The sequence below is a fragment of the Mycobacterium sp. ELW1 genome, assembly GCF_008329905.1.
In the GTDB taxonomy this organism is placed as follows: domain Bacteria; phylum Actinomycetota; class Actinomycetes; order Mycobacteriales; family Mycobacteriaceae; genus Mycobacterium.
Genome location: NZ_CP032155.1, coordinates 3665431 through 3690056, shown reverse-complemented (window position 1 = coordinate 3690056; position 24626 = coordinate 3665431). Strand labels below are relative to the sequence as shown.

29 protein-coding genes are annotated in these 24626 nt (G+C 67.6%); 18 read left to right on the top strand and 11 right to left on the bottom strand.

Annotation, left to right across the window (positions count from 1 at the left end; genetic code table 11):
* Nucleotides 1-4 precede the first annotated feature (4 nt).
* The 7 genes from pdxS (at nt 5) to D3H54_RS17405 (ending at nt 6129) form a co-directional block, all read left to right on the top strand.
* Nucleotides 5-931, top strand: a complete 927-nt coding sequence (gene pdxS, locus D3H54_RS17430; protein ID WP_149380115.1) for a pyridoxal 5'-phosphate synthase lyase subunit PdxS — start codon at nt 5-7, stop codon at nt 929-931.
* Between the two features lie 5 nt (nt 932-936).
* Nucleotides 937-1779 (top strand): acyl-CoA thioesterase II, encoded by an 843-nt coding sequence (tesB, locus tag D3H54_RS17425; protein ID WP_036338322.1) that lies wholly within the window; start codon nt 937-939, stop codon nt 1777-1779.
* Nucleotides 1780-1799: 20 nt separating this feature from the next.
* On the top strand, nt 1800-2399 hold the full coding sequence (pdxT, locus tag D3H54_RS17420; RefSeq protein ID WP_149383592.1) for a pyridoxal 5'-phosphate synthase glutaminase subunit PdxT: 600 nt from the start codon (nt 1800-1802) through the stop codon (nt 2397-2399).
* Nucleotides 2400-2499: 100 nt separating this feature from the next.
* Nucleotides 2500-4344 carry a hypothetical protein gene (locus tag D3H54_RS17415; RefSeq protein WP_149380114.1) on the top strand — a complete coding sequence of 615 codons (1845 nt, stop codon included), beginning with the start codon at nt 2500-2502 and terminating at the stop codon, nt 4342-4344.
* Nucleotides 4341-4493, top strand: coding sequence for a hypothetical protein (locus D3H54_RS31275; RefSeq protein WP_168214899.1), 153 nt, complete (start codon nt 4341-4343; stop codon nt 4491-4493). Before D3H54_RS17415 ends, D3H54_RS31275 begins: the two co-directional genes overlap by 4 nt.
* Nucleotides 4490-4846 carry a cupredoxin domain-containing protein gene (locus D3H54_RS17410; RefSeq protein ID WP_149380113.1) on the top strand — a complete coding sequence of 119 codons (357 nt, stop codon included), beginning with the start codon at nt 4490-4492 and terminating at the stop codon, nt 4844-4846. Before D3H54_RS31275 ends, D3H54_RS17410 begins: the two co-directional genes overlap by 4 nt.
* Nucleotides 4843-6129 (top strand): hypothetical protein, encoded by a 1287-nt coding sequence (locus D3H54_RS17405; RefSeq protein WP_168214898.1) that lies wholly within the window; start codon nt 4843-4845, stop codon nt 6127-6129. Before D3H54_RS17410 ends, D3H54_RS17405 begins: the two co-directional genes overlap by 4 nt.
* A gap of 264 nt (nt 6130-6393) precedes the next feature.
* On the opposite strand, the gene D3H54_RS17400 is transcribed toward D3H54_RS17405, so the two are convergent.
* The 6 genes from D3H54_RS17400 to D3H54_RS17375 form a co-directional block, all read right to left on the bottom strand.
* Entirely contained in the window at nt 6394-7164 is a 771-nt protein-coding gene (locus D3H54_RS17400; protein ID WP_149380112.1) for an ABC transporter permease, read from the bottom strand.
* Nucleotides 7164-8132 (bottom strand): aliphatic sulfonate ABC transporter substrate-binding protein, encoded by a 969-nt coding sequence (locus tag D3H54_RS17395; protein WP_149380111.1) that lies wholly within the window; start codon nt 8130-8132, stop codon nt 7164-7166. Before D3H54_RS17395 ends, D3H54_RS17400 begins: the two co-directional genes overlap by 1 nt.
* Nucleotides 8129-8935 carry an ABC transporter ATP-binding protein gene (locus D3H54_RS17390; protein WP_286198909.1) on the bottom strand — a complete coding sequence of 269 codons (807 nt, stop codon included), beginning with the start codon at nt 8933-8935 and terminating at the stop codon, nt 8129-8131. Before D3H54_RS17390 ends, D3H54_RS17395 begins: the two co-directional genes overlap by 4 nt.
* Before the next feature lie 62 nt (nt 8936-8997).
* Nucleotides 8998-9888, bottom strand: coding sequence for an NAD(P)-dependent oxidoreductase (locus D3H54_RS17385; protein ID WP_149383589.1), 891 nt, complete (start codon nt 9886-9888; stop codon nt 8998-9000).
* A gap of 8 nt (nt 9889-9896) precedes the next feature.
* Nucleotides 9897-10277 carry a carboxymuconolactone decarboxylase family protein gene (locus D3H54_RS17380; protein ID WP_149380110.1) on the bottom strand — a complete coding sequence of 127 codons (381 nt, stop codon included), beginning with the start codon at nt 10275-10277 and terminating at the stop codon, nt 9897-9899.
* 21 nt (nt 10278-10298) lie between these two features.
* On the bottom strand, nt 10299-12041 hold the full coding sequence (locus D3H54_RS17375; RefSeq protein ID WP_149380109.1) for a CocE/NonD family hydrolase: 1743 nt from the start codon (nt 12039-12041) through the stop codon (nt 10299-10301).
* Between the two features lie 89 nt (nt 12042-12130).
* Here D3H54_RS17375 and D3H54_RS17370 point away from each other — a divergent pair, with 89 nt between their 5' ends.
* Complete coding sequence (locus D3H54_RS17370) at nt 12131-12730, top strand: TetR/AcrR family transcriptional regulator (RefSeq protein WP_210419567.1); 600 nt, start codon at nt 12131-12133, stop codon at nt 12728-12730.
* Here the strand turns inward: D3H54_RS17370 and D3H54_RS17365 are convergent.
* The gene (locus D3H54_RS17365; RefSeq protein WP_149380108.1) at nt 12727-13323 is read right to left on the bottom strand and encodes a TetR/AcrR family transcriptional regulator; all 597 of its coding nucleotides are present in this window, start codon (nt 13321-13323) and stop codon (nt 12727-12729) included. The genes D3H54_RS17370 and D3H54_RS17365 overlap by 4 nt on opposite strands.
* A 93-nt stretch (nt 13324-13416) precedes the next feature.
* Between D3H54_RS17365 and D3H54_RS17360 the strand changes: the two genes are divergently transcribed.
* The 6 genes from D3H54_RS17360 (at nt 13417) to D3H54_RS17335 (ending at nt 18503) form a co-directional block, all read left to right on the top strand.
* On the top strand, nt 13417-13935 hold the full coding sequence (locus D3H54_RS17360; RefSeq protein ID WP_149380107.1) for a DUF4242 domain-containing protein: 519 nt from the start codon (nt 13417-13419) through the stop codon (nt 13933-13935).
* Nucleotides 13932-14978: an acyl-CoA dehydrogenase family protein gene (locus D3H54_RS17355; RefSeq protein WP_149380106.1), complete on the top strand. Its 1047-nt coding sequence runs from the start codon at nt 13932-13934 to the stop codon at nt 14976-14978. Before D3H54_RS17360 ends, D3H54_RS17355 begins: the two co-directional genes overlap by 4 nt.
* Nucleotides 14954-15685, top strand: a complete 732-nt coding sequence (locus D3H54_RS17350) for an ABC transporter ATP-binding protein (protein ID WP_149380105.1) — start codon at nt 14954-14956, stop codon at nt 15683-15685. Before D3H54_RS17355 ends, D3H54_RS17350 begins: the two co-directional genes overlap by 25 nt.
* Nucleotides 15682-16845 (top strand): ABC transporter substrate-binding protein, encoded by a 1164-nt coding sequence (locus D3H54_RS17345; RefSeq protein ID WP_149380104.1) that lies wholly within the window; start codon nt 15682-15684, stop codon nt 16843-16845. Before D3H54_RS17350 ends, D3H54_RS17345 begins: the two co-directional genes overlap by 4 nt.
* Complete coding sequence (locus tag D3H54_RS17340; protein ID WP_149380103.1) at nt 16842-17678, top strand: ABC transporter permease; 837 nt, start codon at nt 16842-16844, stop codon at nt 17676-17678. The genes D3H54_RS17345 and D3H54_RS17340 overlap by 4 nt, the downstream gene beginning before the upstream one ends.
* Nucleotides 17679-17747: 69 nt before the next feature.
* A complete protein-coding gene (locus D3H54_RS17335) occupies nt 17748-18503 on the top strand; it encodes a YebC/PmpR family DNA-binding transcriptional regulator (RefSeq protein WP_036338312.1) in 756 nt (251 codons plus the stop codon).
* 2 nt (nt 18504-18505) lie between these two features.
* Here D3H54_RS17335 and D3H54_RS17330 read toward each other — a convergent pair whose 3' ends face one another.
* Nucleotides 18506-20494: a molybdopterin-containing oxidoreductase family protein gene (locus tag D3H54_RS17330; protein ID WP_149380102.1), complete on the bottom strand. Its 1989-nt coding sequence runs from the start codon at nt 20492-20494 to the stop codon at nt 18506-18508.
* 42 nt (nt 20495-20536) lie between these two features.
* On the opposite strand from D3H54_RS17330, the gene D3H54_RS17325 reads away from it, so the two are divergent.
* Complete coding sequence (locus D3H54_RS17325; RefSeq protein WP_149380101.1) at nt 20537-20848, top strand: hypothetical protein; 312 nt, start codon at nt 20537-20539, stop codon at nt 20846-20848.
* A 54-nt stretch (nt 20849-20902) separates the two neighbouring features.
* Here the strand turns inward: D3H54_RS17325 and D3H54_RS17320 are convergent, their stop codons facing one another.
* The 3 genes from D3H54_RS17320 to D3H54_RS17310 all read right to left on the bottom strand — a co-directional run bounded on the left by D3H54_RS17320 (nt 20903) and on the right by D3H54_RS17310 (nt 22288).
* Nucleotides 20903-21163: a hypothetical protein gene (locus D3H54_RS17320; protein ID WP_149380100.1), complete on the bottom strand. Its 261-nt coding sequence runs from the start codon at nt 21161-21163 to the stop codon at nt 20903-20905.
* 88 nt (nt 21164-21251) lie between these two features.
* On the bottom strand, nt 21252-21842 hold the full coding sequence (locus tag D3H54_RS17315) for a TetR/AcrR family transcriptional regulator (RefSeq protein ID WP_149380099.1): 591 nt from the start codon (nt 21840-21842) through the stop codon (nt 21252-21254).
* Nucleotides 21839-22288, bottom strand: a complete 450-nt coding sequence (locus tag D3H54_RS17310) for a cupin domain-containing protein (RefSeq protein WP_149380098.1) — start codon at nt 22286-22288, stop codon at nt 21839-21841. The genes D3H54_RS17315 and D3H54_RS17310 overlap by 4 nt, the downstream gene beginning before the upstream one ends.
* A gap of 103 nt (nt 22289-22391) precedes the next feature.
* Here D3H54_RS17310 and ruvC point away from each other — a divergent pair, with 103 nt between their 5' ends.
* The 3 genes from ruvC to ruvB are packed head-to-tail and all read left to right on the top strand — an operon-like array spanning nt 22392 to nt 24615.
* Nucleotides 22392-22964, top strand: a complete 573-nt coding sequence (gene ruvC / locus D3H54_RS17305) for a crossover junction endodeoxyribonuclease RuvC (RefSeq protein WP_149380097.1) — start codon at nt 22392-22394, stop codon at nt 22962-22964.
* On the top strand, nt 22961-23554 hold the full coding sequence (ruvA, locus tag D3H54_RS17300) for a Holliday junction branch migration protein RuvA (protein WP_149380096.1): 594 nt from the start codon (nt 22961-22963) through the stop codon (nt 23552-23554). Before ruvC ends, ruvA begins: the two co-directional genes overlap by 4 nt.
* Complete coding sequence (gene ruvB, locus D3H54_RS17295; protein WP_149380095.1) at nt 23551-24615, top strand: Holliday junction branch migration DNA helicase RuvB; 1065 nt, start codon at nt 23551-23553, stop codon at nt 24613-24615. Before ruvA ends, ruvB begins: the two co-directional genes overlap by 4 nt.
* The last annotated feature ends 11 nt before the right edge of the window (nt 24616-24626 follow it).

Below are 24626 nucleotides of genomic sequence, written 5' to 3'. Positions count from 1 at the left end.
AACAGTGGAAACCGGAGCTAACGCGGCTGGATCCAACGGCTCGGCCAGCGCGCAGACGGGTACCGCTCGGGTCAAGCGCGGCATGGCGGAGATGCTCAAGGGCGGCGTCATCATGGATGTCGTCACCCCTGAACAGGCGCGCATCGCCGAAGGCGCCGGAGCAGTGGCCGTGATGGCGCTCGAACGCGTCCCGGCCGACATCCGCGCCCAGGGCGGCGTGGCCCGGATGAGCGACCCCGACCTGATCGAGGGCATCATCGCCGCGGTCACCATCCCGGTGATGGCCAAGGCGCGCATCGGGCATTTCGTCGAGGCACAGATCCTGCAGAGCCTCGGGGTGGACTACGTCGACGAGTCCGAGGTGCTGACCCCGGCCGACTACACCCACCACATCGACAAGTGGAAGTTCACCGTGCCGTTCGTCTGCGGTGCGACCAACCTGGGCGAGGCGCTGCGCCGCATCACCGAAGGCGCGGCGATGATTCGCTCCAAGGGCGAGGCCGGCACCGGCGACGTCTCCAACGCCACCACCCACATGCGCGCGATCGGCGCCGAGATCCGCCGGCTGTCGTCGCTGTCGGAGGACGAACTCTACGTCGCCGCCAAGGACATGCAGGCGCCGTATGACCTCGTCGTCGAGGTCGCCCGGGCAGGCAAGCTGCCGGTGACGCTGTTCACCGCAGGCGGCATCGCCACTCCCGCCGACGCCGCGATGATGATGCAGCTCGGCGCCGAAGGTGTGTTCGTCGGCTCCGGAATCTTCAAGTCCGGCGACCCCGCCGTGCGGGCGGCCGCCATCGTCAAGGCCACCACGTTCTACGACGACCCCGATGTTCTGGCGCGGGTGTCGAGGGGTCTGGGTGAGCCCATGGTCGGAATCAACGTGGAGGAGATCGCGGAGCCGCACCGACTCGCTCAGCGCGGCTGGTAAACCCCGTGGCAATCGAAGAGATCCTCGATCTGGAACAGCTCGAGGTCAACATCTACCGCGGCCGGGTGTTCAGTCCCGAATCCGGTTTCCTGCAGCGCACATTCGGCGGTCACGTGGCCGGCCAGTCGCTGGTGTCGGCGGTGCGTACCGTCGACCCCAAGTTCCAGGTGCACTCGCTGCACGGGTATTTCCTGCGGCCCGGCGACGCCACCGCTCCGGCGGTGTATCTCGTCGAGGCGCTGCGTGACGGCGGCTCCTTCGTCACCCGGCGGGTCAACGCCGTCCAGCACGGCGAGACCATCTTCTCGATGTCGGCGTCGTTCCAGACCGACCAGAGCGGCATCGAGCACCAGGACGAGATGCCCGCCGCGCCGCCGCCCGACGACCTGCCCGGCTTCATCTCCAAGGGCGGTGTGTTCGACGAGGCGGGATTCGCGCAGTTCGAGGAGTGGGACGTCCGGATGGTCCCGCGCGACCAGGTGACCCGGCTGCCCGGCAAGGCTTCTCAGCAGCAGGTGTGGTTCAAGCACAAGGACCCGCTGCCCGACGATTCGGTGTTGCACATCTGCGCGTTGGCCTACATGAGCGACCTCACGCTGCTCGGCTCGGCGCAGGTCAACCACGTCGAGGAACGCAAGCACCTGATGGTCGCCTCGTTGGACCACGCCATGTGGTTCATGCGGCCATTCCGCGCCGACGAGTGGCTTCTCTATGACCAGTCCTCGCCGTCGTCGTGCGGTGGCCGGTCGCTGACCCAGGGCAAGATTTTCAACCAGTACGGCGAGATGGTCGCGGCGGTCATGCAGGAGGGGCTGACCCGCTACAAGCGCGGGTACGCCGGGCCGTGACGCCGTCCGATGTCGCCGGCCTGGCGGCTCCGGTCCACGTCGGCGTGCTGGCCCTGCAAGGCGACACCCGCGAACACCTGGCCGCCCTGCGTGAGGCCGGCGCCGAAGCCTCGACCGTGCGCCGCGCGAGCGAGCTCGACGCCGTCGACGCCCTGGTCATCCCCGGTGGCGAGTCGACCACCATGAGCCACCTGCTGCGCGAATTCGAGCTGCTGGAGCCGCTGCGCACGCGGCTGGCCGACGGCATGCCGGCCTACGGTTCGTGTGCGGGCATGATCCTGCTGGCCACCGAGATCCTCGATGCCGGCGCCGAGGGGCGCGAGGCGGTTCCTCTCGGTGGCATCGATATGACCGTGCGGCGCAACGCGTTCGGCCGACAGGTCGATTCCTTCGAGGGGGACATCGACTTCGAGGGCCTCGACGGCCCCGCGCACGCGGTGTTCATCCGGGCGCCATGGGTGGAGCGGGTCGGGCCGGACGTGCAGGTCCTGGCGCGCGCAGGGGACCACATCGTCGCGGTTCGGCAGGGCCGGGTGCTCGCCACCGCATTTCACCCCGAAATGACTGGTGACAGGCGGGTGCACAAGCTGTTTGTGGACGTGGTCGCCCGCCGCGCCTGAGGGCATGAAAAACTCCGTGTAGAGACCGCCGGTACCGGGTATTCCGGCGGACAGTTTCAGGCCGATACCGGCATGACTTCGACGGCGGAGTGGATCAACGATGATCGGTGGGGAACGTACGACGATTCTGGCGGCGGCATCCGAGGGCGGTGGCGCGGCGCTGGATCAGGTGATCGGCTTGTCTGTGGTTGCGGCAATCGTGACCGCTGTGCTGCTGTGGATCGGTTATCAGCACCGCACCAAGCGCATCACCTGGTTGAACAACATCGCCGAGCGCGGCGGCAACAGGTTCAAGCGTCCGCCATGGGTGGCGCTGAGCATCATGCTGTTCTCCGCGACGTTGATCTGTGCATTGTTCGGGTTCATCTGGGACGTGAGCCTGCACATCGGTAAGGGTCGCGACCCCGGACCGCTGGCCAACCCGGCGCACTACTTCATCCTGTTCGGACTGTTCCTGCTGTTCATCGCCGGAGTCCTGGCGGTCGTCCTGCCCTACGACAAGCCCGGCTCGGCTGCCGTGCGGATCACCCGGCACTGGTACGCCCCGGTCGGCGGGCTGCTGATGGCCGGCTGCGGGCTGTACGCCTTGATCGGCTTCCCCCTCGACGACGTCTGGCACCGGATCTTCGGCCAAGACGTCACGCTGTGGGGACCCACGCACCTGATGCTGATCGGCGGCGCCGGGCTGTCCCTGGTGGCTGTGCTGTACCTCGAATACGAGGGGCGCCGCGCGATGGGCGCCGACGCGCCGGCGGACAGCCGGTTCGTCACGTTCCTGCAATACCTGTCGTTCGGCGGCCTGGTGGTCGGTCTGTCGGTCTTCCAGATCGAATACGACTTCGGTGTCGAACAGTTCCGGTTGGTGCTGCAGCCGATGATGATCGGCGCCGCGGCGGCGATGGCGCTCGTGGCCGCGAGACTGACGCTGGGCCGCGGGGCGGCCATCATCGCCGCACTCCTGGCGATCGGTCTGCGCGGCGGAGTCGCACTGGTCGTCGGCCCGGTTCTGGGCGCACCGACCAGCTGGTTCCCGCTCTACCTCGGGTGCGCGGTGGTGGTCGAACTCCTCGCCCTGACCGCGTTGGCCAAGCGCCCGATCCTGTTCGGCGCCGTGGCCGGCCTGGGTGTGGGCACGGTCGGGCTCTGGCTGGAGTCGTTGTGGATCGGGGCGGTCTACCACTATCCGTGGCCGACGAGCATGTGGCCCGAAGCGTTGGCGATCGCGATCCCCGTCGCGGTCACGATGGGGCTGTGCGGGGCGCTGCTGTCGATCGTCCTCACCGGGCAGCGACTGCCCAGACCCGCGATCGGCATCACCGTCGTGGTGGTGACGGTGCTGGCCATCGGCGGTGCCGTGGCCACCGGGCTGCGCACTGAGGTTCCCCAAAATGACACCGCCACAATCACATTGACTGATCTGCCGAGTCCGCAGGGGGAGCGGATGGTCAACGCCGACGTGCGGATCAACCCGCCGGGTCTGGTCAGCGACAACCCGGAGTGGGTCACCATCCTGTCCTGGCAGGGCGGGCTGGCCAATGAGCGGGGCCTGGTCGTCGACCGGCTCGAGCGAGTCGGCCCCGGCCATTACCGCTCGACGCGCCCGGTTCCGATCTGGGGCCAGTGGAAGACCTTGCTGCGCGTACAGGACGGGACCCTGATGGCCGGTGTTCCGATCTATCTGCCGGAGGACCCGGGCATCAACGCGCCGGGAGTGCCCGCGGAGCTGAACAGCACCCGCCCGTTCGTTCCGGAGATCACCATCCTGCAGCGCGAGCGCAACCTCGACCACCCGTCGTGGCTGTTCGCCGCCGGGGGTGTGGTGGTGCTGATCTGCACACTGATCCTGATCGCCGCGCTGACGTGGGGCGGCGGCCGGATCAATCGGACCGAAGAGGAGCCTGCGCGCCTCGAGGAGCCGCGACCGAAGGTGGGGCCGCAGGTGTGATCGTCACGTACGGCGCCCACCATGCGCTCGTGCTGGCACTACCGGCTCTGACCCCGGCTGTGGTCTTGGTGGGTGTGGTGTTGTTCATCGCCATCCGCGACCGCCGTCGCGGTGAGGCTGGCGTCGACTCTGAAGGGGACGAAAAGTGAAGGTGGGCAAGCTGATTGCCGTCAGCGCTGTGCTGGCGACCGCGGTGGGGTGCAGCTCGGCCACACCGCCGGTGCCGCAGGCCGCCGGGCCGGTCGTCGAGATCACCATCGCCAAAGGCGCAGTCACTCCCACCAACGCGACGCTGACCGCCAAAGTGAACCAGCCGATCACATTGCGGGTCACCAGCGACGCCGATGATGAACTGCACGTGCACTCCACCCCCGACCACGAGTTCGAGGTCAAACCCGTCGCCGACCAGGAATTTTCGTTCACCGTCAGCGTTCCGGGCAGCGTCGCGGTCGAACTGCATCACCTCGACCGAACGGTGGCGACCATTCAAGTCCAGCCGTGACCCAGCCGTCCGTGGCGGTGCTCGCACACGGCCTCGGTGGCTCCACCGATCTACCGATTCCGTATTCCTACGCGCTGATCGGCGCGGCATGGGCGCTGACGCTCACCTTCGCGGTGGTGGCGTTTGCCTGGCGTACACCACGATTCGACCCTGACCGGCCGGGCCGCCCGCTGCCGCACTGGCTGACGACGGCGGTCGATTCACCGATCACCCGTGCCCTGGTGGCCGGGGTCGCTCTGGCGCTGGCGATCTGGGTCGTCGTTGCCGGCGTCATCGGGCCGCAGGATGGTGGCAACGCGCTACCGGGCGCGTTCTATGTGCTGCTGTGGGTGGGTGTTCCGGCGTTGTCGGTGCTCATCGGTCCGGTGTGGCGGGTGATCTCGCCGATACGCACCGTTGTTCGGCTGATGCCGTCGGGCGCGCTGCGCCACTACCCGGAGGCGCTCGGGTATTGGCCGGGCGCGGTGGGACTGTTCGCATTCGTCTGGCTGGAGCTGGCCAGCCCGAATCCGGGATCGCTGACAGCGATCAAGATCTGGCTGGCGTGCTACGTCGTCATCGCGCTCGGCGGCGCGCTACTGTGCGGCCCACGCTGGCTGTCCCGCGCCGACCCGTTCGACGTCTACAGCGTGGTGGCATCCCGGCTGGCGGTGTTCAGCCGCAACCGCGACAGCGGCGAGTTGGCCTTGGTCAACCCGTTCAACCATCTGCGGACACTGCCCGTGCGGCCGGGAACGCTTGCCGTGCTGGCGGTTCTGCTGGGTTCGACTGCGTTCGACAGCTTCTCGGCGAGCCCGGACTGGCGAAACTTTGCCGACGGTCTCGGGGTCAACCCTGCCGTGACACGCAGTGTCGGGCTCCTGGTGTTCGTGCTCGTGGTCGGTTTCAGTTTCTGGGGCGCCGCGCAGGCCACCGGAGGCATCGACCGCGCGCGCCGTCGCGAGCTGCCCGGGCAGATGGCCCACTCGCTGATCCCGATCGTCGTCGGATATGTGTTCGCGCACTATCTTTCGTACCTCGTGGAGAAGGGGCAGCAGACGGTCATCGCGCTGTTCGGGCTCCACGACGTCGAGGTCGGTTATGTCCTGTCCGCTCACCCGGGCGTGCTGGCCACCCTCAAGGTCTGCTTCGTGGTGGCCGGCCATATCGCGGGGGTGGTCGCCGCGCATGATGCGGCGATCCGGCTGCTGCCGTCCGGTCACCAGATCACCGGACAACTGACGATGATGCTGACGATGGTGGCCTACACATTCACCGGGTTATATCTGCTTTTCGGTGGCTGACCCCGCCAATTTGTCGCGCGACGTTTAGACGACGTCAATCTGGGCAGTCCCGCTATGCCGGGCGAGACGCCCATACTTCGAGGTCTCGGCGCGCGGCGCGGTGGTAGGAGGTCGTGGTGATGTCACACAACTGGGTGATTCGTCGGATTCATCGAGTACTCGAGCATCAGGGCGCTAAATCGACCGCGGGTTTGTGGCGCCCGGCCTGGCAGAGTAACCCCGCTGCGGAGCGACCGATCAGCTGGTGGCGTGCGCTGTAGCTGATCACCTACGCCGGAGGACCAGTCGGTTTTCCGCGACGTGGAACGCGCTGTCGGTGAGCTTTCCGAGTAACGCCAGCAGCAGGATCGCCAGGATCATCACGTCGGTCCGGCCGGTGTTCTGGCTGTCGATCAGCAGGAAGCCCAGTCCCTTCGACGACGCGATCAGCTCGGCTGCGACCAGGAACAGCCATCCGTTGGCCAGTCCCAGGCGCAGACCGTTGATCAACTCGGGTGCGGCGGCGGGCAGCGAGATGGTCCCCAGAAGCCTCGCGCCGCCCCGCCCGTAGGCCCGTCCGACCTCGAGCAGGTGCGGATCGACGTGCGCAAGCGCCGAGGCGGTGGTGGTGTAGACGGGGAAGAAGGCGCCGATCGCGACGAGCAGCACCTTGGGTTCCTCGCCGATGCCAAACCATAAGAGCAGCAGCGGAACCCAGGCCAGGGATGGCACGGTACGGATGGCTCCGACGGTCGGTCCGAGAAGTCGACGGACCGTGACCGACAATCCCACCAGCGATCCGAGTGCCAGCCCGGCCGCGGCTCCGGACACGTACCCCAGGAACACCCGGCCCAGGCTGGCCTGCAGATGCACCCAGAGTTGGCCACTGCCGAGCAGCACCACCGAGGCTTGCGCCACATCGACGGGCGGGGGTAACTGGCTGGGAGAGAACACGTGCGCATCCGCCACGAGCTGCCACACGCCGAGCAGTGCCAGCGGGACGATCACGCCGGCGATGATGACGGGCGTGCGCCGCAGCGCCGCCGCACCGGCCATTATTGCGCCCGTTGCTGGGCGAACTTCGGCTCGATGATGGTGTCGAGTGCCTTCTGACCCTCCTGCTGCGACTTGATGTCGTTGTCGGCCACCGCGAGCGGCAGAATCTTGGTCAACACCGCCTGCAACGCAGGGCCCGGGGTGGGATCGATGTTGAGGTCGGTCCGGGCCAACTCGTCCTTGGCGACGTCGGGAGAGACCTTCGCCTCGCGGGCCAGCAGTGCGGCCAACTCGTCGGGGTGACTCTTGGCCCAGCCGCGGGCCTGTTCGTAGGCATCGACGACCGCCTGCACCGTGTCGGGTTTGGTGGTGATGACGTCCTCGCGCGCGTTCAGCACGCCGAAGCTGTTGAAATCGGCGTTGTGGTACAGCAATCGGGACCCGCGCTCCAGCACGGTCTGGGCGATGAACGGATCCAGACCGGACCAGGCGTCGACGTCCCCGCGCTCCAGTGCGGTCTTGCCGTCCGCGTGCTGCAGGTTGACGATCTCGACATCCGACGGCGACAAGCCCGCGGTGGCCAGCGACTGCAGTAGGAAGAAGTAGGGATCCGTGCCCTTGGTGACGGCGACCTTCTTGCCCTTGAGCTCGGCGACCGAGGTGATCGGGGAGTCCTTGGTGACGACGAGTGCCGTCCACTCCGGCTTGCTGTAGACATCGACGATCTTGATCGGCGAGCCGTTGGCGCGGGCCACCAGTGCGGCTGCGCCCGCGGTGGAGCCGAAGTCGAGCGCATTGGACCGCAGGCCTTCGTTGGCCTTGTTGCTGCCGGCCGACAGTACCCAGGTGACCTGATACCCCTTGTTCTCCAACAACTTCTGGTCCCGGACCACCAGGCTCAGCGGGTTGTAGTAGGCGTAGTCGAGGTGCACTTCCTTCGCTGTTGCCTGCCCGCTGTTGCTGCTGCACGCTGATGCCGCCGCGATCACGGCGCTCAGCACGACAACTGCCAGCCAACGAACTCTCATGTCAGAGCCTCCTGCAGATGGGAATCGGTCGAAACGCCGCGGCCGCGAAGGCCCAGCTCGCCGAGCAAGCGGTGGCGCAGTGCGGCCAGTGCGGGATCGGTGCGATCCCTGGGTTTGGGTACGGTGACGTCGATGGCTACCGCGATGCCTGCGCCGTTGCTGCCGTCGGAGCGCAGTACCAGGACACGGTCTGCCAGCACGAGCGCCTCTTCCACGTCGTGGGTCACCAAAACGGCTGTCGCGCCGGCTTCTTGGCGCACCTGGCCTAGCAGGTCCTGCATCTGGATGCGGGTCAGCGCGTCCAGTGCCGCCAGCGGCTCGTCGAGCAGAAGCACGCCGGGCCTGCGTGCCAGTGCGCGCGCCAGTCCGGCACGCTGGGCCATCCCGCCGGAGACCTGGCGAGGTCGATGGCTCTCGAAGCCCTGCAGGCCGACCACTTCCAGCCAATGCTGCACGGCAGCCTGGCCGTCGGATCGGGACGTGCCCGCGGGCAAGCCGTATGCGACATTGCCGGCCAGCGTGCGCCAGGGGAGCAGGCGCGGTTCCTGGAATACCACCGCACATCGGGAGTCGATGCCGCGCACCGTTTTCCCGTCGATCTCGATCCGGCCGTTCGTGGGCTGGTCCAGCCCGGCGACCAGGCGCAGCAATGTTGACTTGCCGCTGCCCGACGCTCCGAGCAGGGCGATCATCTCACCTGGTGCGATGTCGAGCGTGATGTCGCGCAGTACGGTGCGCGGTCCGAATACTCGGCCGACTCCGCGCAGCGCAACGGCTGCCGGCTGTCGCCGGGGTGAACTCACTGCCGCAGAGTATGGGGCCTGTGGGAGGCTGAACCAGCCTTAACGCCAAGGTGATTCGAAGTCTAGTTCCGCGGCTCCACAATCACACCCGCAGCCGCCTCGATGGGCTTGATCGCTGCGGTGAAGTCGGATTCAGGCCCCTCTTCGCGCATGACCAGCTCCCACAATCGCCCGACGGCCGCGGCCACCTCCGTGGGTAGCCCGAGCGCCTCGGCCTCCTCCAGATAGAGCCGGACGTCCTTCACCATCAAACCGGTGGCGAACCCGTAGTCGAAGCTGCGCGGCAGAATCGACTTGGGGAACTTGTCGCGGCTGGCGTTGGTGGCTCCCGACCCGGCGTTGATCACCTCGATCATCACCGACGGGTCCAGCCCGGCCTTGACGCCCATCACCACCACCTCCGAGGTGGCGGCCAGCGCGGTGGCGGCCAGCAGGTTGTTCACCAGCTTCATCGTCTGGCCCGCACCGGGTTTGGTGTCGACGAAAAACGGCGTGCCCAGCCGGGCCAGGATCGGCTCGACGATCTCGAACTCGTCGCGCGGGCCCGAAACCATCAGCGCCAGCGTCCCTTTGGCGGCACCGCCGACACCACCGCTGACCGGGCTGTCGAGCATCGCGATACCGCGCTCGGTCAGCTGTGCCTGAATCTGCTGAGCGGCGGTGCTGCCGACGGTGGACAGGTCGACGAACCGTTCGACGCGGCGTCCTTCGATCACTCCGTCCGCGCCAACCGCCACATCACGGGAGGCCTGCACCGACGGCAGGCTCGCCAGTACGGTCTCGGCGCGGTCGGCGACGTCGCGCGGGGACGACGCGGCCTGGGCGCCCAGATCGACCGCCGCGGCGACGATCCCCGGGCGGGTATCGAATACCACCAGCGGGTGGCCGGCCTCGATCAGGCGAGTGGCCATCGGCAAGCCCATGTTGCCCAGGCCGATGAAGCCGAGGTTCATGGGGTGGCTCACGAAGCGTCGAGTTCGGCGAAGGCATCTCGGGCGACCCGGAAGCCGTCGACGGCTGCGGGCGCCCCGGCGTAGATCGCCACCTGCAGCAGGATCTCGCGAATCTCCTCGCGGGTGACCCCGTTGGTGAGTGCCCCGCGCACATGAGTTTTCAGTTCGTGGGGGCGGTTCAGTACCGAGATCATCGCCAGATTGAGCATGCTGCGGGTTTTCAGCGGCAGCTCCTCACGGCCCCACACCGCACCCCAGCAATACTCGGTCAGCAGATCCTGCAGCGGTTTGCTGAAGTCGTCGGCCTGCCGCTCGGCGTCGGCGACGTACTCCTCGCCGAGCACCGCGGCGCGGATCTGTCGTCCCTTGTCGTATGTTGCCTGGTCCATGGCGTCCATGATCGCACCGGGTCAGGTGAGGACGGGCAGCGCCAGCCGCGAGGACGACCGCACGGTGTTGAGGCTGCTGGTGCCGACGCCGGCATGCCGGAAGTTCATGATCGCCGGGGTGTCCGGGTCTTGGTCGTCACTGGTGATCGTGATCTGGATGCGGTGACCCGAGTCGAAGCGACGGGCGTTGGGGACCAGGGGGATTCGGTACTCGACGTCGTCACCGACGGGTACTGCCTGCGGATGACGACACGGCAGGATCGGTGCGCCTGGCCGGCTGGCGGCATCGTCCACCTCGCGCAGGCCGGCCCGCAGCCAGCCGGCGGTCACCGGTTCCGTCTCGCCGTCGGGGGAGACGTCGGAGAGCGTGACGATCCACGCGGTGTCGGCGGCGGTGGCGGCGGCGGTCAACCGCAACTCGATGTTGCCGACGACGTCGATCGCCGCGGTCAGTGGTTCGCTGATCCAGGTCAGCGCGGAGGGGGGATCGATCGAACTGGGTTTGGCCCGGCCCAGCCCACCGCCGAGCGCCATGAAGTCGCGCGCGCCGGGGGTGCCTTCGTCATCGTCGAGGGTGCCGTCGGCGCGCAGTGCCAACTCGCGGACGGTGCTTGCCGGCGGCCAGGATTCGCTCGTGCGCCACTCGCCGGTGCCGGGTAGGACGTAACGAACCGCCGGGCCGTCGAGGATCCCGGTGTCTCGGCCTTTGAGCCAATGGTCGTACCAGGCCAGCGCTTCGATGTGCAGGCTTTCCCACGGCCAGGTCAGGCCGTACTCGTCGAGCATGCCGATGCGCACGCAGGGGCTGTTGGTCAGCCCGGCGTAGGTGGTGAACGTCGAGGGCAGGTGCAACGGTACGTTCTGCCAGTCGCAGCCCAAATAGGCCGGGATGTCGACTTTTTCGAGTAGTGGCAGCAGGTTGCGTTCGTCCCACCACGCGTCGCGGGTGGGGTGCTTGACCGCCGCGTCGAGCCACAGCTCGTCCCAGGGGTGCGGGTCGTGCGGAAGTTTGAGCAGCCCGCGCATCATCGTCACGGCCGCCTCGCCGTTCATCGTCGCGAACTTGTGGTGCACCCGCGGGGTGTTGAGGACCCAGCGTGCCGCTCCCAGCGGTCGGCTGTGCCAGAACGTGTCGCTGCGGGCGGCGGTGAGTCCGAGCATCGACAGGAACGGCGTCACGAACGACGCACTGAACAGGCCGTGGTGCATGGCGGCCTCGTAGAGGTCTGCGGTGACGGCCACCGGGAAGATCGCCTTGAGATGCGGCGGCCGTTCGACGGCGGCCTCGAGCTGGGTCATCGCGAAGTAGCTGATACCGATCATCCCGACGTTCCCGTCGCACCAGGGTTGCGCCGCCACCCATTCGACGAGGTCGTATAGGTCGCGGCGTTCTTGGGAGTCGAAGAACCCGAAGGTGCCGCCGGATCCGCCGGTGCCGCGCAGGTTGGCGATGACGTGGGTGTAGCCGCGCGGCACCCAGAAGTCGGTGGCGCCGGCCTCGATGAAGCCGGCTGGGGCGCCGAGGTCCTGGATCTGGCGCGGATAGGGCGATGCGGCGATCAGCGCGGGGAAGCGGCCGTTAGTCTCGGGGCGGTGGACGTCGGCGAGCAGCATGACACCGTCGCGCATCGGGACCGCGATGTTGATGTCGGTGGTGATGCGGTGGTCCGGCGTGCTCAGGTTGCGGTAGTCCCGGCCGGTCGTCTGTGGCCCATTGAGTGTGCGCTGACCCGGTTCGATGCCTGAAACGCTGGTGATTGTCATCCCGATCCTTTTTCACGTCCTCTTGAGACTAGTTTCACGCTACGATGAAACTAGTCTCAACGCAATATGAAACCCTTGAGGTGATGCGGATGGCGAAGAAAGTCACGGCGCCGGGACCCAGAGACGAGAAGGGGGTGCTGGCCGGCCGGATTGTCGACGCCGCGCGCGCCGAGTTCGCTCAGCATGGGTCGGCAGGCACCACGATCCGGGCGGTGGCCCGAGCCGCCGACGTCGACCCGGCACTGGTCTACCACTACTTCGGTTCCAAGGAAGGCCTGCTGGATGCGGCCACCGATCCGCCGCAACGCTGGCTGGCCGACGTCGCGAAGACCTGGACGACACCGGTGCCACAGCTCGGGACCGCGCTGCTGCGGTTGATGCTGGGCGCGTGGGCCGATGACGAGATCGGCCCGGTGTTGCGGGCGGTGCTGCAGACCGCCGCGCACGAGCCGAGTACCCGCGAGAAGCTGCGCAGAGTGGTCGAGGGTCAACTGATGGGCGTGTCTCAGCTAGGTGTCGACGAGGCGGACCGGATGAGGCGTAGCGGGTTGATCTCGTCGCAGATCATGGGCTTGGCGATGATGCGCTACATATGGCAGATCGAACCGCTGGCGTCGATGAGCGACGACGACATCGTCGCCGCAGTCGCACCGAACGTGCAGCGCTATGTCGACGGCGACCTGGATTAGGAAGTCCCAGCGATCCGCTCTGCGGCCCAGGCCCGCGCCTGCGTGATGGGCTCGGTGGACCGCGAGATCTTGGAGCCCACGAGTGCGCCGTCGTAGAGCAGCTGGATCTGCCTGGCCAACTCGTCGGGATCGCGCGCACCCGCGTCGGTCAGCAGCGCGGAGATAGTCCGGACCAGCCAACGGCGGTGCGCGACAACTGGTTCGAAGTCCACGCCGGGAAACTCGGTTGCGGCGTTGGCGTAGAGGCAGCCGCGGAAGTCCCGCGCGCTGGCGGCCCTGGCGGCCAGATCGAAGAACAGCAGCACCTTGGCGACCGGATCGGTCAGTTCTGCAGCCGCCTGCAGCCAGCGGTTGCGATCAGCCTGATCCAAATCGGTCAGGTAGGCCAGCACCAGAGCGTCTTTGGACCCGTAGGTACTGTAGAGACTGGCTTTGGCGACCCCGGCTTCACGCAATATCTGATCGATTCCGACCGCCCGAATGCCTTGTGATGCAAACAGTTTCGCCGCAGTCCGCAGCAATCGATCTGCCGGCCGTGAACTCGGCTCGGCCTGCAGCGGCCCGGCTGCGGAGGTCTTCACGGTCGAACTCATAGCAGCAGGGTAGCCCAGCCGGGCCAATAGACAGACCGGTCTGTCCGTGGAAGCGTCGTCGGTGCACTCACGACGACGACGAAAAGAGCCACCGTGCCCCTTCATCTCTACGAGATCAATGCTGTGGAGTCCGACACAGACCACGTCCTCAAAGAGATTGACGCCCTCACGCACCGCCTCGGCGGCGAGCTGATCGAGGTCCAGATCACCACCGCACAGCGGATATTCGCGGTGGCGGAGTTCGAGAACGAGGCGCCGACCCTGGATTCCGCCGCGCTGGGCGGCGCCGAGATCACCGGGCCGCACCAGGTCCGGTTGGTGGGTGCCGCGCTCGAGGACCTCAAAGCGGTCCGCCCCGCGGCGGGCTACCTGGCCGAGTGGGATCTTCCCGCCGAGCTCGACATGGATTCTTACCTTGCCCGCAAGAAGGCCAATGCACCCCGCTACGCCGACGTGCCCGAGGTGAGTTTCCTGCGCACCTATGTGCGCGAGGACATGGACAAATGCCTCTGCTTCTACAACGCACCGGACGAGGAGGCGGTGCGCCGTGCTCGCGACGCCGTCTCGACGCCGATCGACCGGCTGCACCGCCTCGATGAGGATCGTCGGTGACAACGTTGGTGGCTGACCGCCGGGCGGCGGTGGCCACGGCGGTCCAATGGGTGGCGCGGCGCGCCGCCGTGTTGGATGAGGAGGGCGCCGACGTGCGGGCCGATATCGCCGAGCTCGGTCGGGCCGGTTTGTTCGACTCCGCGTTGTCCGATGCCGGGCTGCCCGACATCGCCGGACTCATCGACGAAATAGCCACGGAGAGTCTGACTGTCGCGTTCAGTGCCTGGGCGCACGTCATGGCGCTGACCTATCTGGGCCACGGCTCCCCACCCCTTCGCGACAGGTATCTCGACGAGGTGCGGACCGGTGCTCGCGTCGGCGTCACGGCCATGGCCACCGGCCTCAAGCAGGTAGCCGGCCTCGGTCAGGTGCCGGTGATGGCCCGTCGGGCTGGTGACGGCCTGGCGATCAACGGACCGATTCGCTGGGCCTCCAACCTGTTCGACGATGCGGTGATCGTGCTGCCCGCCCGCGACGAGTCGGGCACCAGCTACGTGGTGGCCGTCGACGCCAGCGCCCGGGGTGTCACCGTCGACCTGCCACCGGCCTTGATGGCGCTGAACGCGACGGTCTCGAGTTCACTGCAGTTCCAGGACGTGAGAGTCGGTCCGGACCAGATCATCAGCTCCGACCTGGCCGGATTCTGCGCAGGCATCCGACCGGCTTTCCTGTTGGCGCAGACGGCGTTCTGTGTCGGCGTAACTCGCGCGGCCCTCGCCGGTGCGGATCGCGCCGGCGGTGTGCTGGCCGACCAGTTCACCGACGATCTCACCGCGCTCGGCGAGCACAGCGGTGCACTGCGCGCGCGACTCTACGAGTTCGCGCATAAGCCGGCGCGAGTGGGCATCGCGGCTCTGATCCGATTGCGACTCGACGCGGCCGGCGCCGCGCTCGCCGCGACCCGGCTGGAATCCACCTTGGTCGGTGGCGCCGGCTACGCGCGCGGCAGCAGTGCCAATCGACGGTTCCGGGAAGCGGCTTTCCTGCCCGTTCAATCACCTTCGGAAGGACAATTGCGGTGGGAACTGAGTCGGTACGAATAAGGGCCGGCATCAAGCGGTTCGGGGCGGCGGTCGCGCTGCGCGATATCGATCTGAGTATCGAGGAGGGCGAATTCCTGGCTGTGCTCGGTCGAAGCGGTAGTGGAAAGTCCACCCTGCTGCGGGTGCTCGCCGGACTCGACACACTCTCGGCCGGGGACATCAGCTGGTCCACCGACGGCGGCCGGCCCCGCACCGGGGTGGTCTTCCAACAGCCCCTACTCATGCCGTGGTTGACGGTGGCCGAAAACGTCGCGTTTGCAAAGCGATTCGCTGCTCACCGGGATGCCTTCGACGACGAGCACGTGGCCCGGCTGCTAGAGCGCTTCGGTATCGACTCGTTGGCGTCGCGCTACCCCGACCAGCTGTCGGGCGGCCAGGCCCAGCGGGTGGCAATCCTGCGTGCCGTCGCCACCAACCCGGTGCTGCTCCTGCTGGACGAACCCTTCAGCGCGTTGGACCCGGCCACCCGAGACGATCTGCAGCGCTGGCTGGCCGACGTTGCGGCAACCCTCACGGTCACCGTCGTGCTCGTCACCCACGATGTCGACGAGGCGCTCGGCCTTGCCGACCGGGTGGTGCTGCTGGGTTCCGATGGAGCCGTGCACGGCCGGTGGCACCTGAGCGGTGCCGCCACTCCGGACGCGACCGCCGAGGTTCGCCGGGAGATCCTGGACCGCTACCGGCAGACCGCGGAAGCCCTGCGGTGACCGGACTTTCACGGCGGCAGCTGCTGGCCGGCGCTGCCGGGCTGGCAGCCGCCGGTGGTCTGGTCGGGATCGGGGATCTGTCCCGCAGCGCCACCAGCAACGCCGCCAATCTGAGCGGGCAATTGCGTGTCGGCTATCTGCCGATCACCGACGCCGCACCACTTCTGATCGCGCACAGCGCAGCGTTGTATCCGGCCGGTGTGGTCAGCTCCGCCAAACCGGTGCTCTTTCGCAGCTGGGCCTCGCTGGCCGAAGCGTTCATCAGCCGTCAGGTTGACGTCGTGCACCTGCTGATGCCGATGGCGGTGCAACTGCGCTACGGGCTCGGCGGGGGAGTGCGGATCCTCGGCTGGAATCACACCAACGGCTCGGCGCTGACCGTGGCGCCGAACATCCACGACCTGTCCGACCTCGCGGGAAAACAGGTCGGCATCCCGGGGTGGTGGTCGATACACAACATCGTCTTACAACAGCTGTTGCGGGCCAACGGAATACGGCCGGTGGTGCGCCGCAATGCATCCAAGACCGACCGCACCGTCGAACTGATCGTGATGAGCCCCTCGGACATGGTGCCGGGTCTGGCCAACGGGTCCATCGCCGGATACGTCGTCGCCGACCCGTTCAACGCGATGGCTCAGATCAAGAAGATCGGCCGCATCCACACCTTCCTGGGCGATGTGTGGCGAGATCATGCCTGCTGCGTGCTGATCACCCGCGACGACGTGATCGCCAAGAATCCGGTCGCGGTGCAAGCCGTCACCGACGCGGTCGTGGCAGCACAGTCGCGCATCAACGGTGACCGCAAAGCTGCTGCGGCCGCCCTTGCCGGTCGCTACCTCCCGCAGCCACTGCCCGCAGTACAGACGGCACTGACCTATCCCAAGCCGCCGTATGAGTTCACCCATCCGGACTGGCAGCCGCAACGACTCGGCTTCCAGCCCTTCCCCTTTCCCAGCTTCACCCAGCGCCTGTTGGAAGCGATGGGCGAGACCGTCGTCGACGGCGACCGGCGCTTCCTCGAGCGACTTGACCCCGCTCAAGTTCACACCGATCTGATCGACGACCAGTTCGTCCGTCACTCCCTGTACTCCCACGGCGGGCCGGCCGCCTTCGGCCTGCCCACAGACCTCACCAGAATTGAAGAGGTGCAACCGCTATGACCACAACCGAGGCCGGCCCGCGCGACCCGCTCGTCGACAGCTCCGTCTCCCTGCGCAGTTCGGGCCGCCGGTCCTGGTGGAGCCGGGTGTGGCCGCCACTGGCGGCTGTCACGATCGCGGTCGGTCTGTGGTGGCTGGCCACCTCGGTGCTGGCTGAACCGACGTCGCTGCTGCGCCAGACCGCACCGCAGAAGGCGCTGCCGGCCATCGGGGACCTGCTCAGTCGCGGGGTGCTGTTGTCCGACACCGGCTATAGCCTCTATCGCCTGGTGGTCGGCCTGCTGGTCGCCGCCGTCGTCGGTATCCCAGCGGGGCTACTGATCGGGCTCAACACCACCGTCGAACGGGCGGCCACCCCGCTCGTACAGTTCCTGCGGATGATCTCGCCGCTGTCGTGGACGCCGATCGCGCTGGCCGTGTTCGGTATCGGCAACCAGCCGGTGATCTTCCTCATCGCGGCGGCAGCAGTGTGGCCGATCCTGCTCAACACCGTGGCGGGTGTGCACGCGATCGAACCCGGCTTCCTCCACGTCGCCCGGTCGTTCCATGCCACCCGCACCGAACTGCTCACCGCAGTCGTTCTGCCGGCCGTCCGCGGCCACATCCAGACCGGCCTGCGGTTGGCTCTCGGCATCGCCTGGGTGGTTCTGGTGCCCGCGGAGATGCTCGGCGTGCGTTCAGGCCTGGGCTACCAGATTCTCAACGCCCGGGACCAGCTGGCCTATGACCAGGTCGTCGCCGTTGTGCTGGTGATCGGCGTCGTCGGCTACCTGCTCGATCTGATCGCCCGCCTCGCGCTGGGCGGGCGGAAGGGCCGCAGCCTGGACGGATAGCTCGACCGTGGCCACCGGCCAGTAGACTCATCGGGTTACGGCAGAACGGACAGTACGGAGAAGAACCCGATGAGCGGCCATTCCAAGTGGGCTACCACCAAGCACAAGAAGGCCGTCATCGACGCCAAGCGCGGCAAGATGTTCGCCAAGCTCATCAAGAACATCGAGGTCGCGGCGCGCGTCGGCGGCGGCGACCCGGCCGGTAACCCCACCCTGTACGACGCCATCCAGAAGGCCAAGAAGTCCTCGGTCCCCAACGACAACATCGAGCGCGCCCGCAAGCGTGGCGGTGGCGAGGAAGCCGGCGGCGCGGACTGGCAGAACATCACCTACGAGGGCTACGGGCCCAACGGTGTCGCCGTGCTGATCGAATGCCTGACCGACAACCGCAACCGTGCGGCCGGCGAGGTCCGGGTCGCGATGACCCGCAACGGCGGCAACATGGCCGACCCCGGCTCGGTGGCCTACCTGTTCTCCCGCAAGGGCGTGGTCACGCTGGAGAAGAACGACCTGTCCGAGGACGACGTGCTGCTCGCCGTCCTGGATGCCGGCGCCGAAGAGGTCAACGACCTCGGCGACAGCTTCGAGGTGATCTCCGAGCCGACCGATCTGGTCGCCGTGCGCACCGCGCTGGTGGACGCCGGCATCGACTACGACTCCGCGGAGGCCGGATTCCAGGCATCGGTCACGGTGCCGCTGGACGCCGAAGGCGCCCGCAAGATCATGAAGCTCGTCGACGCGCTGGAGGACAGCGACGACGTGCAGGACGTCTACACCAATGCCGACATCCCCGACGAGGTTCTGGCTCAGCTCGAGGACGACTGAGGTCAGGCCGGGTGCAGGCTGACCGGCACCCCTGAATAGCGGGTCATCCCGGTCGCCGGATCCAGGTCGTCTTTGCTCGTCAGCAGGTTGACGTTGGCGCCGACGTGCGCGTGCGGCACCGACACCACGCCGCTGCGCACCGACGGGTCCAGTTTCGCGATCCCGGTGACTTCACCGTATTCGGTGCGCACCACCAGCTTCTGGTTGTCGGCGATACCGGCGGCCGCGGCGTCCTGCGGGCTCAGCAGTATCTCGGGCTGCTCGCCGAGATACTCCAATTGCGCATTGACTCTTCGCAATTGGCGGCGCGGAACCAACACCGGCCCGGTCGTGTGACGCAGGCCGTGCAACTGGTCGATCAGGAGCTGCGGCGCCAGGCGCCAGCCGCCGAGACGCTCGACGTGGCGTTGCATCCATGCCGCGGGTAGCTCCCGCTCGGCCTGCGCCCAGCCGGTGGCGACCAGACCCTCGTAGCTCGTGCGGCCGCCACCGTTGAGCGTGGCCAACATCTGTTCGTCGGTCATGGCGGTGTCGGCGATGTCGTGACCGAGCCGGGTGCCGATCTCGGCGAGCACCCACCACATCGAGCGGCGGTCGCCGATCGGGGCGATCATCGCCGGGGTGTGCTGCGCGGAGATCCGCGGGCTCATGAAATCCCACAACGTGACGTCGGGCCGCTCGAGTTGGCCTTTGGTCGGCAGGACGTGGGTGGACAGCGCGGTCGTCTCGGTGGGCAGAATCTCGGTGGTGGCCAACACCTCGAGCTTGGCCAGTGCCGGGCGCAGGGTATCGGTGGCGGGGAAACCGGTGAGCAGGCTGCCGCCGAGGTTGAGCAGCGCGCGAATGTTACCGGCCTCGATCTCGTCGGGCAGTGTGGCACAGGGCCATTCCCGCATGAAGGCCTTCGTCTCCGGCCGGCTGCGCGGTCCCGGTCGGGTTTTGCCCTCCGGCGGCGCGATCGGCAGCTCGAACATCTCCAGCTGATAGCCGTAGCCGGGATGGAACCACTCACCGCCGGGCACGTTCATCGACCCGGTCAGGATCAGCAGCGCCCACGAAAACCATTGCGTCACATTGGCACTGGCCGACATGGTGACGCCGGTACCGGTGTCGATCGCGATGTGCCCGGCCCTGCGGACGGCGGCCAGCAGATCGTCGAGATCGGCAGGGTCGGCGTCAGCGAGTTCGGCGGCATGCTCGCGGGTGAACGGTTCGACGGCGGAGGCCAGCAGGTCGAGGTCCTGGACGGCGACGTCCGGATCGGCACCGTCGCGCAGTATTTCGCGCACCAGGTAGGCCAGCACCGCGTAATCGGTGCCCGGTCGCGGCGCGAGATGGCGGGTCGCCAACCGGGCGGTCTCGGTGCGGCGGGGATCGACGACCCAGAGCTGAGCCCGGGCGGCGAGGTCGCGAAACACCCCGCGAGGATTCGGCATGCCGACGGTATGGCCATGGGAGACAACAGGATTACTGCCGATCAGTATGACGAGTTCGGCATTCTCGTAGTCGGGGCGCCCGGTGAGGCCGGCCGAGCCGCCCATCAGCTCCGCGATCAGAACCTTGGCGGTGCCATCGATCGTCAGTGGGCTGAATTTCGCGGGCGTGCCGATCGCGCGGTGCAGTGCCTCGGCGGTGCGGTAGCCGGCGGCGTCCATCCCGATGCCGGTGCCGAAGTTGACGGCGACCGCCGCCGGACCGTGCTCGGCGATGATGTCGCGCAATCGGGCGCCGAGATCGTCGAGGCAAGCCTCCCAGCTGGTTTCGGTCAGCTGCCCGCCGTCGCGCATCATCGGCCGCTCGAGTCGGTCCGGATGGTGGTGGATCAGCGGCAGCGCGCGGCCCTTCGGGCAGGTGTAGCCACCGGAGAAGGGATTGTCCCGGTCGCCGTGGACGGCCACCACCTGCTCATCGTCGATCTCGACGAGGATGCCGCACACCGACGGGCACACCCGGCAAAAGCTTCGTACTGTGCGGGAATCGCCCGTCGCCATGGAACAAAACCGTACGCTGCGGGCAACGAATCGGAGGTGACGATGTCTCAGCTGACGGTGACCGACCCTGACGGGTCCAGCTGGTCGGTGCGTCGCTGGTGGTGGAAGACGATCCCCTGGGAGACCGGCTTCGCCACCCTCGACGCGCTGATCTTCCTCATCGTGCTGCCGTTCATGGTGATGTGGCCGTTCTGGCTGTTGGCCAAATGGTGCGGGGTGCCGTGGACGATCATCACGACGCGAGACGGTGAGGAAATCGGCCGCGAGAAGGTGAAGGGTTGGGCGCGCTCCCGTGCGCGGATGGAGGAGATCATCCAGACGCTGCGCGATGGCATGCCCTACAGCGTGTCCTGACCGGTCCTGTCCGCGCGGGAGGGGTCGCTGACCCCGTTCACCACCGAGGTCTGATCAACGCATTCCGTGGCCGGATCCGTCGTGAAAGATCAGTCCGCCGCCGAGCAGAAACGGATATAGCGTCGGGTACGGCACATCCTGTGGTGAGGCGGTGAGCTGGGCGTTGCCCGGTGTCTCGCATTGGCTGTTGCCATCGCTGACGACGGTGCAGACCATGTGCGGATCGTCGGCCGCCGCGGCAACCGGAGCGGAGAGGACCGCGCCCGCGATGCCCGCGGCCACGAGGCCGGCGGCGAGACGGATGGTGAGTGTCATGAGGACTCCTTCAAAACTGAACGTACAGTTTCGAAATGTATAGCGCCCGCGCTGTGGCGATTAGTCCCATCCGCGCCGGTGAACTGGCTCACCGGGACAGCCCGCGCAACGCCGCGTCGACGATCGCATCGGCGGCGGTGTCATCCAGTTCCGCGTGGCCGGCCATCAACCGGTACAGGGCGGGTCCGATGATCAGGTCGATCGCGACCCCGGCATCGATATCGCCGCGTAGCTCGTCGCGGGCCACCCCGCGCTCCCAGATGGATTCGAGCGCGGCACGGCGCGAGCGGATCAGACCGTCACGCAGAGCGGTGGCGACCTCGGGGTCGAATTGCGCTTCCCCGAACAGTTGCGCGAACACCCGCCCGCTGGGGCCGGAATAGAAGCGGCACAGTCCCCGCAGCCAGACCGTGAAATCCGTTCGGGCCGAACCGGTGTCGGGGTCGGGGGAGTCGGCTTGCAGCTCCGAGAAGAACGCGTCGATCGCCACGCCGTACTTGTTGGGCCACCACTTGTAGATCGTGGCCTTACTGGCGCCGCTGCGGGCCGCTATCTGCTCGGTGGTCATGGCCCGCAGACCGAACTCGTGCAACAACTCCGACGTCGCGCGGACGACCGCCGAGCGGGACTGCTCACTGCGCGGCCGTCCGTGGTCTTCGGTGATGTCGTCGAGGCTCACAGCGGATACAGCCGCTCCAGATTGACCACGATGGCCTCCTGCGTGCTGCGCGAGATCACGACGACGGCCGGCTCCTCCAGGTCGGGGTTCTCCTCGCGGTGCGGCAGATGCGGCGGCACGAAGATGTAGTCGCCCGGCGCGGTGCTGATTCGCACTTCGTCCACACCGTCGTGGAAGACGAACTGCGGGTGCCCGCTGCGCACGAAGATGGCGGTCTCCGACTCCCCGTGGTGATGGTTGGCCGACGCCACGCCGGGCCCGACGTGGGTCTCGCCCATCCACAGCTTTTCCGCCCCGACCGTCGCGCCGCTGATCGCGGCGAAGCGCTGCATGCCGTCGGTCTGACCGGTGCCGCCGTCGAGGTCACCGGCGCGGATATGGCGCACTTGATTGCGAACCGGCTCGGTTCCGGACAAGTCGGGATGGAATGCGTCGGGGCCGCCCATGGACCGACCATAACCACGCGCGGGAGACAGCGTGTCCTGACCGGTCCTGTCCGCGCGGCCCGCTACTGTGATCGAACAGCTGTTCGTAGTCGGAAGGCGATCCGTGCGGGTGATGGGAGTCGACCCTGGGTTGACGCGCTGCGGACTCTCGATGATCGAGAGCCGAGGTGGCCGCCAGGTCATCGCGCTGGACGTCGATGTGGTGCGCACGCCGTCCGACGAGCCGTTGCAGCGTCGGCTGCTGACCATCAGCGACACCGTCGACCATTGGATGGACACCCATCAGCCCGATGTCGTGGCGATCGAGCGGGTGTTCGCCAACCAGAACGCCAACACCGCGATGGGCACCGCGCAGGCCGGTGGGGTGATCGCACTGGCCGCCGCCCGCCGCGGTATCGACGTGCATTTCCACACCCCCAGCGAGGTCAAGGCAGCCGTCACCGGGAACGGGCGCGCCGACAAGGCCCAGGTCACCACGATGGTCACCCGCATCCTGCAGCTGCAGCAGAAACCGACCCCGGCGGACGCCGCCGACGCACTGGCCCTGGCGATCTGCCACTGCTGGCGCGCCCCGATGATCGCCCGCATGGCGCAAGCCGAGGCGATGGCCGCCGAACAGAAGCGGGCTTACCAGGCCCGGCTGAAGTCGGCGCGCACCCTGAAGGCAGCCAAGTGATCGCCTCGGTACGGGGCGAGGTCCTCGACATCGCCCTCGATCACGTCGTCATCGAGGCCGCCGGCGTCGGCTACAAGGTGATGGCCACCCCGTCGACGCTCGCGACGCTGCGCCGCGGCAGTGAGGCTCGGTTGATCACCGCGATGATCGTCCGCGAGGACTCCCAAACCCTGTACGGATTCGCCGACTCCGATGCGCGCGACCTGTTCTCGACCCTGCTCGGGGTCTCCGGCGTCGGCCCCAAGATCGCATTGGCGACACTGGCCGTCTATGACGCGACCGCGCTGCGTCAGGCGCTGGCCGACGGCGACGTGACGGCATTGACCCGGGTGCCCGGCATCGGCAAGCGTGGTGCCGAACGTATGGTGCTGGAACTGCGGGACAAGATCGGCGCGGTCGCCGGTGGTGCGGGCGTGGCCGCGGCCACCGGGCACGCGGTGCGCACCCCCGTGGTGGAAGCCCTTGTCGGACTTGGCTTCGCGATCAAGCAGGCCGAGGAGGCCACCGACAAGGTTTTGGCGGCCGACGGTGAGGCCAACACCTCCACGGCATTGCGTGCGGCGTTGTCGCTACTAGGAAAGACCAAGTGAGCAGATTCGACGACGAGGACGACGAGGCAGTCGATCGCGACGTGTCGCCGGCGCTGACCGTCGGTGAAGGTGACGTCGACGCCAGCCTGCGGCCGCGCTCGCTGGGCGAGTTCATCGGCCAGCCGCGGGTGCGCGAGCAGCTGCAGCTGGTCCTCGAGGGCGCCAAGAACCGCGGCGGCACACCGGATCACATCCTGTTGTCCGGGCCGCCGGGGCTGGGCAAGACATCACTGGCGATGATCATCGCCGCCGAGCTGGGCTCCGCGTTGCGGGTGACGTCCGGGCCGGCCCTGGAACGCGCCGGTGACCTCGCCGCGATGCTGTCCAACCTGGTCGAGGGCGACGTGCTGTTCATCGACGAGATCCATCGCATCGCCCGGCCCGCCGAGGAGATGCTGTACCTGGCCATGGAGGACTTTCGGGTCGACGTCGTCGTCGGGAAAGGCCCTGGGGCGACGTCGATTCCGTTGGAGGTTGCGCCGTTCACCCTGGTCGGCGCGACCACCCGCTCCGGTGCGCTGACCGGACCCCTGCGTGATCGCTTCGGGTTCACCGCGCACATGGACTTCTACGAACCGCCGGAACTGGAACGGGTACTGGCCCGCTCGGCCGGGATCCTCGGCATCGAACTGGGATCCGAGGCCGGCTCCGAGATCGCCCGCCGCTCGCGGGGGACACCCCGTATTGCCAACCGCCTGCTGCGGCGGGTGCGCGACTACGCCGAGGTGCGCGCCGACGGGGTGATCACCCGCGATATCGCCAAGGCCGCGCTGGCCGTCTATGACGTCGACGAACTCGGCCTGGACCGGCTGGATCGCGCGGTGCTCTCCGCGCTCACCCGGAGCTTCGGCGGTGGCCCGGTCGGGGTGTCCACCCTGGCCGTCGCGGTGGGGGAGGAAGCCACCACGGTCGAAGAAGTGTGCGAGCCGTTCCTGGTCCGCGCCGGAATGATCGCGCGGACTCCCCGTGGGCGGGTGGCCACGCCATTAGCCTGGACCCACCTGGGTATGGTTGCGCCGCCGCGGGCCAGTGGGCTCGGCCAGTCCGGCCTATTCGAGTGATGGGAGCGCCG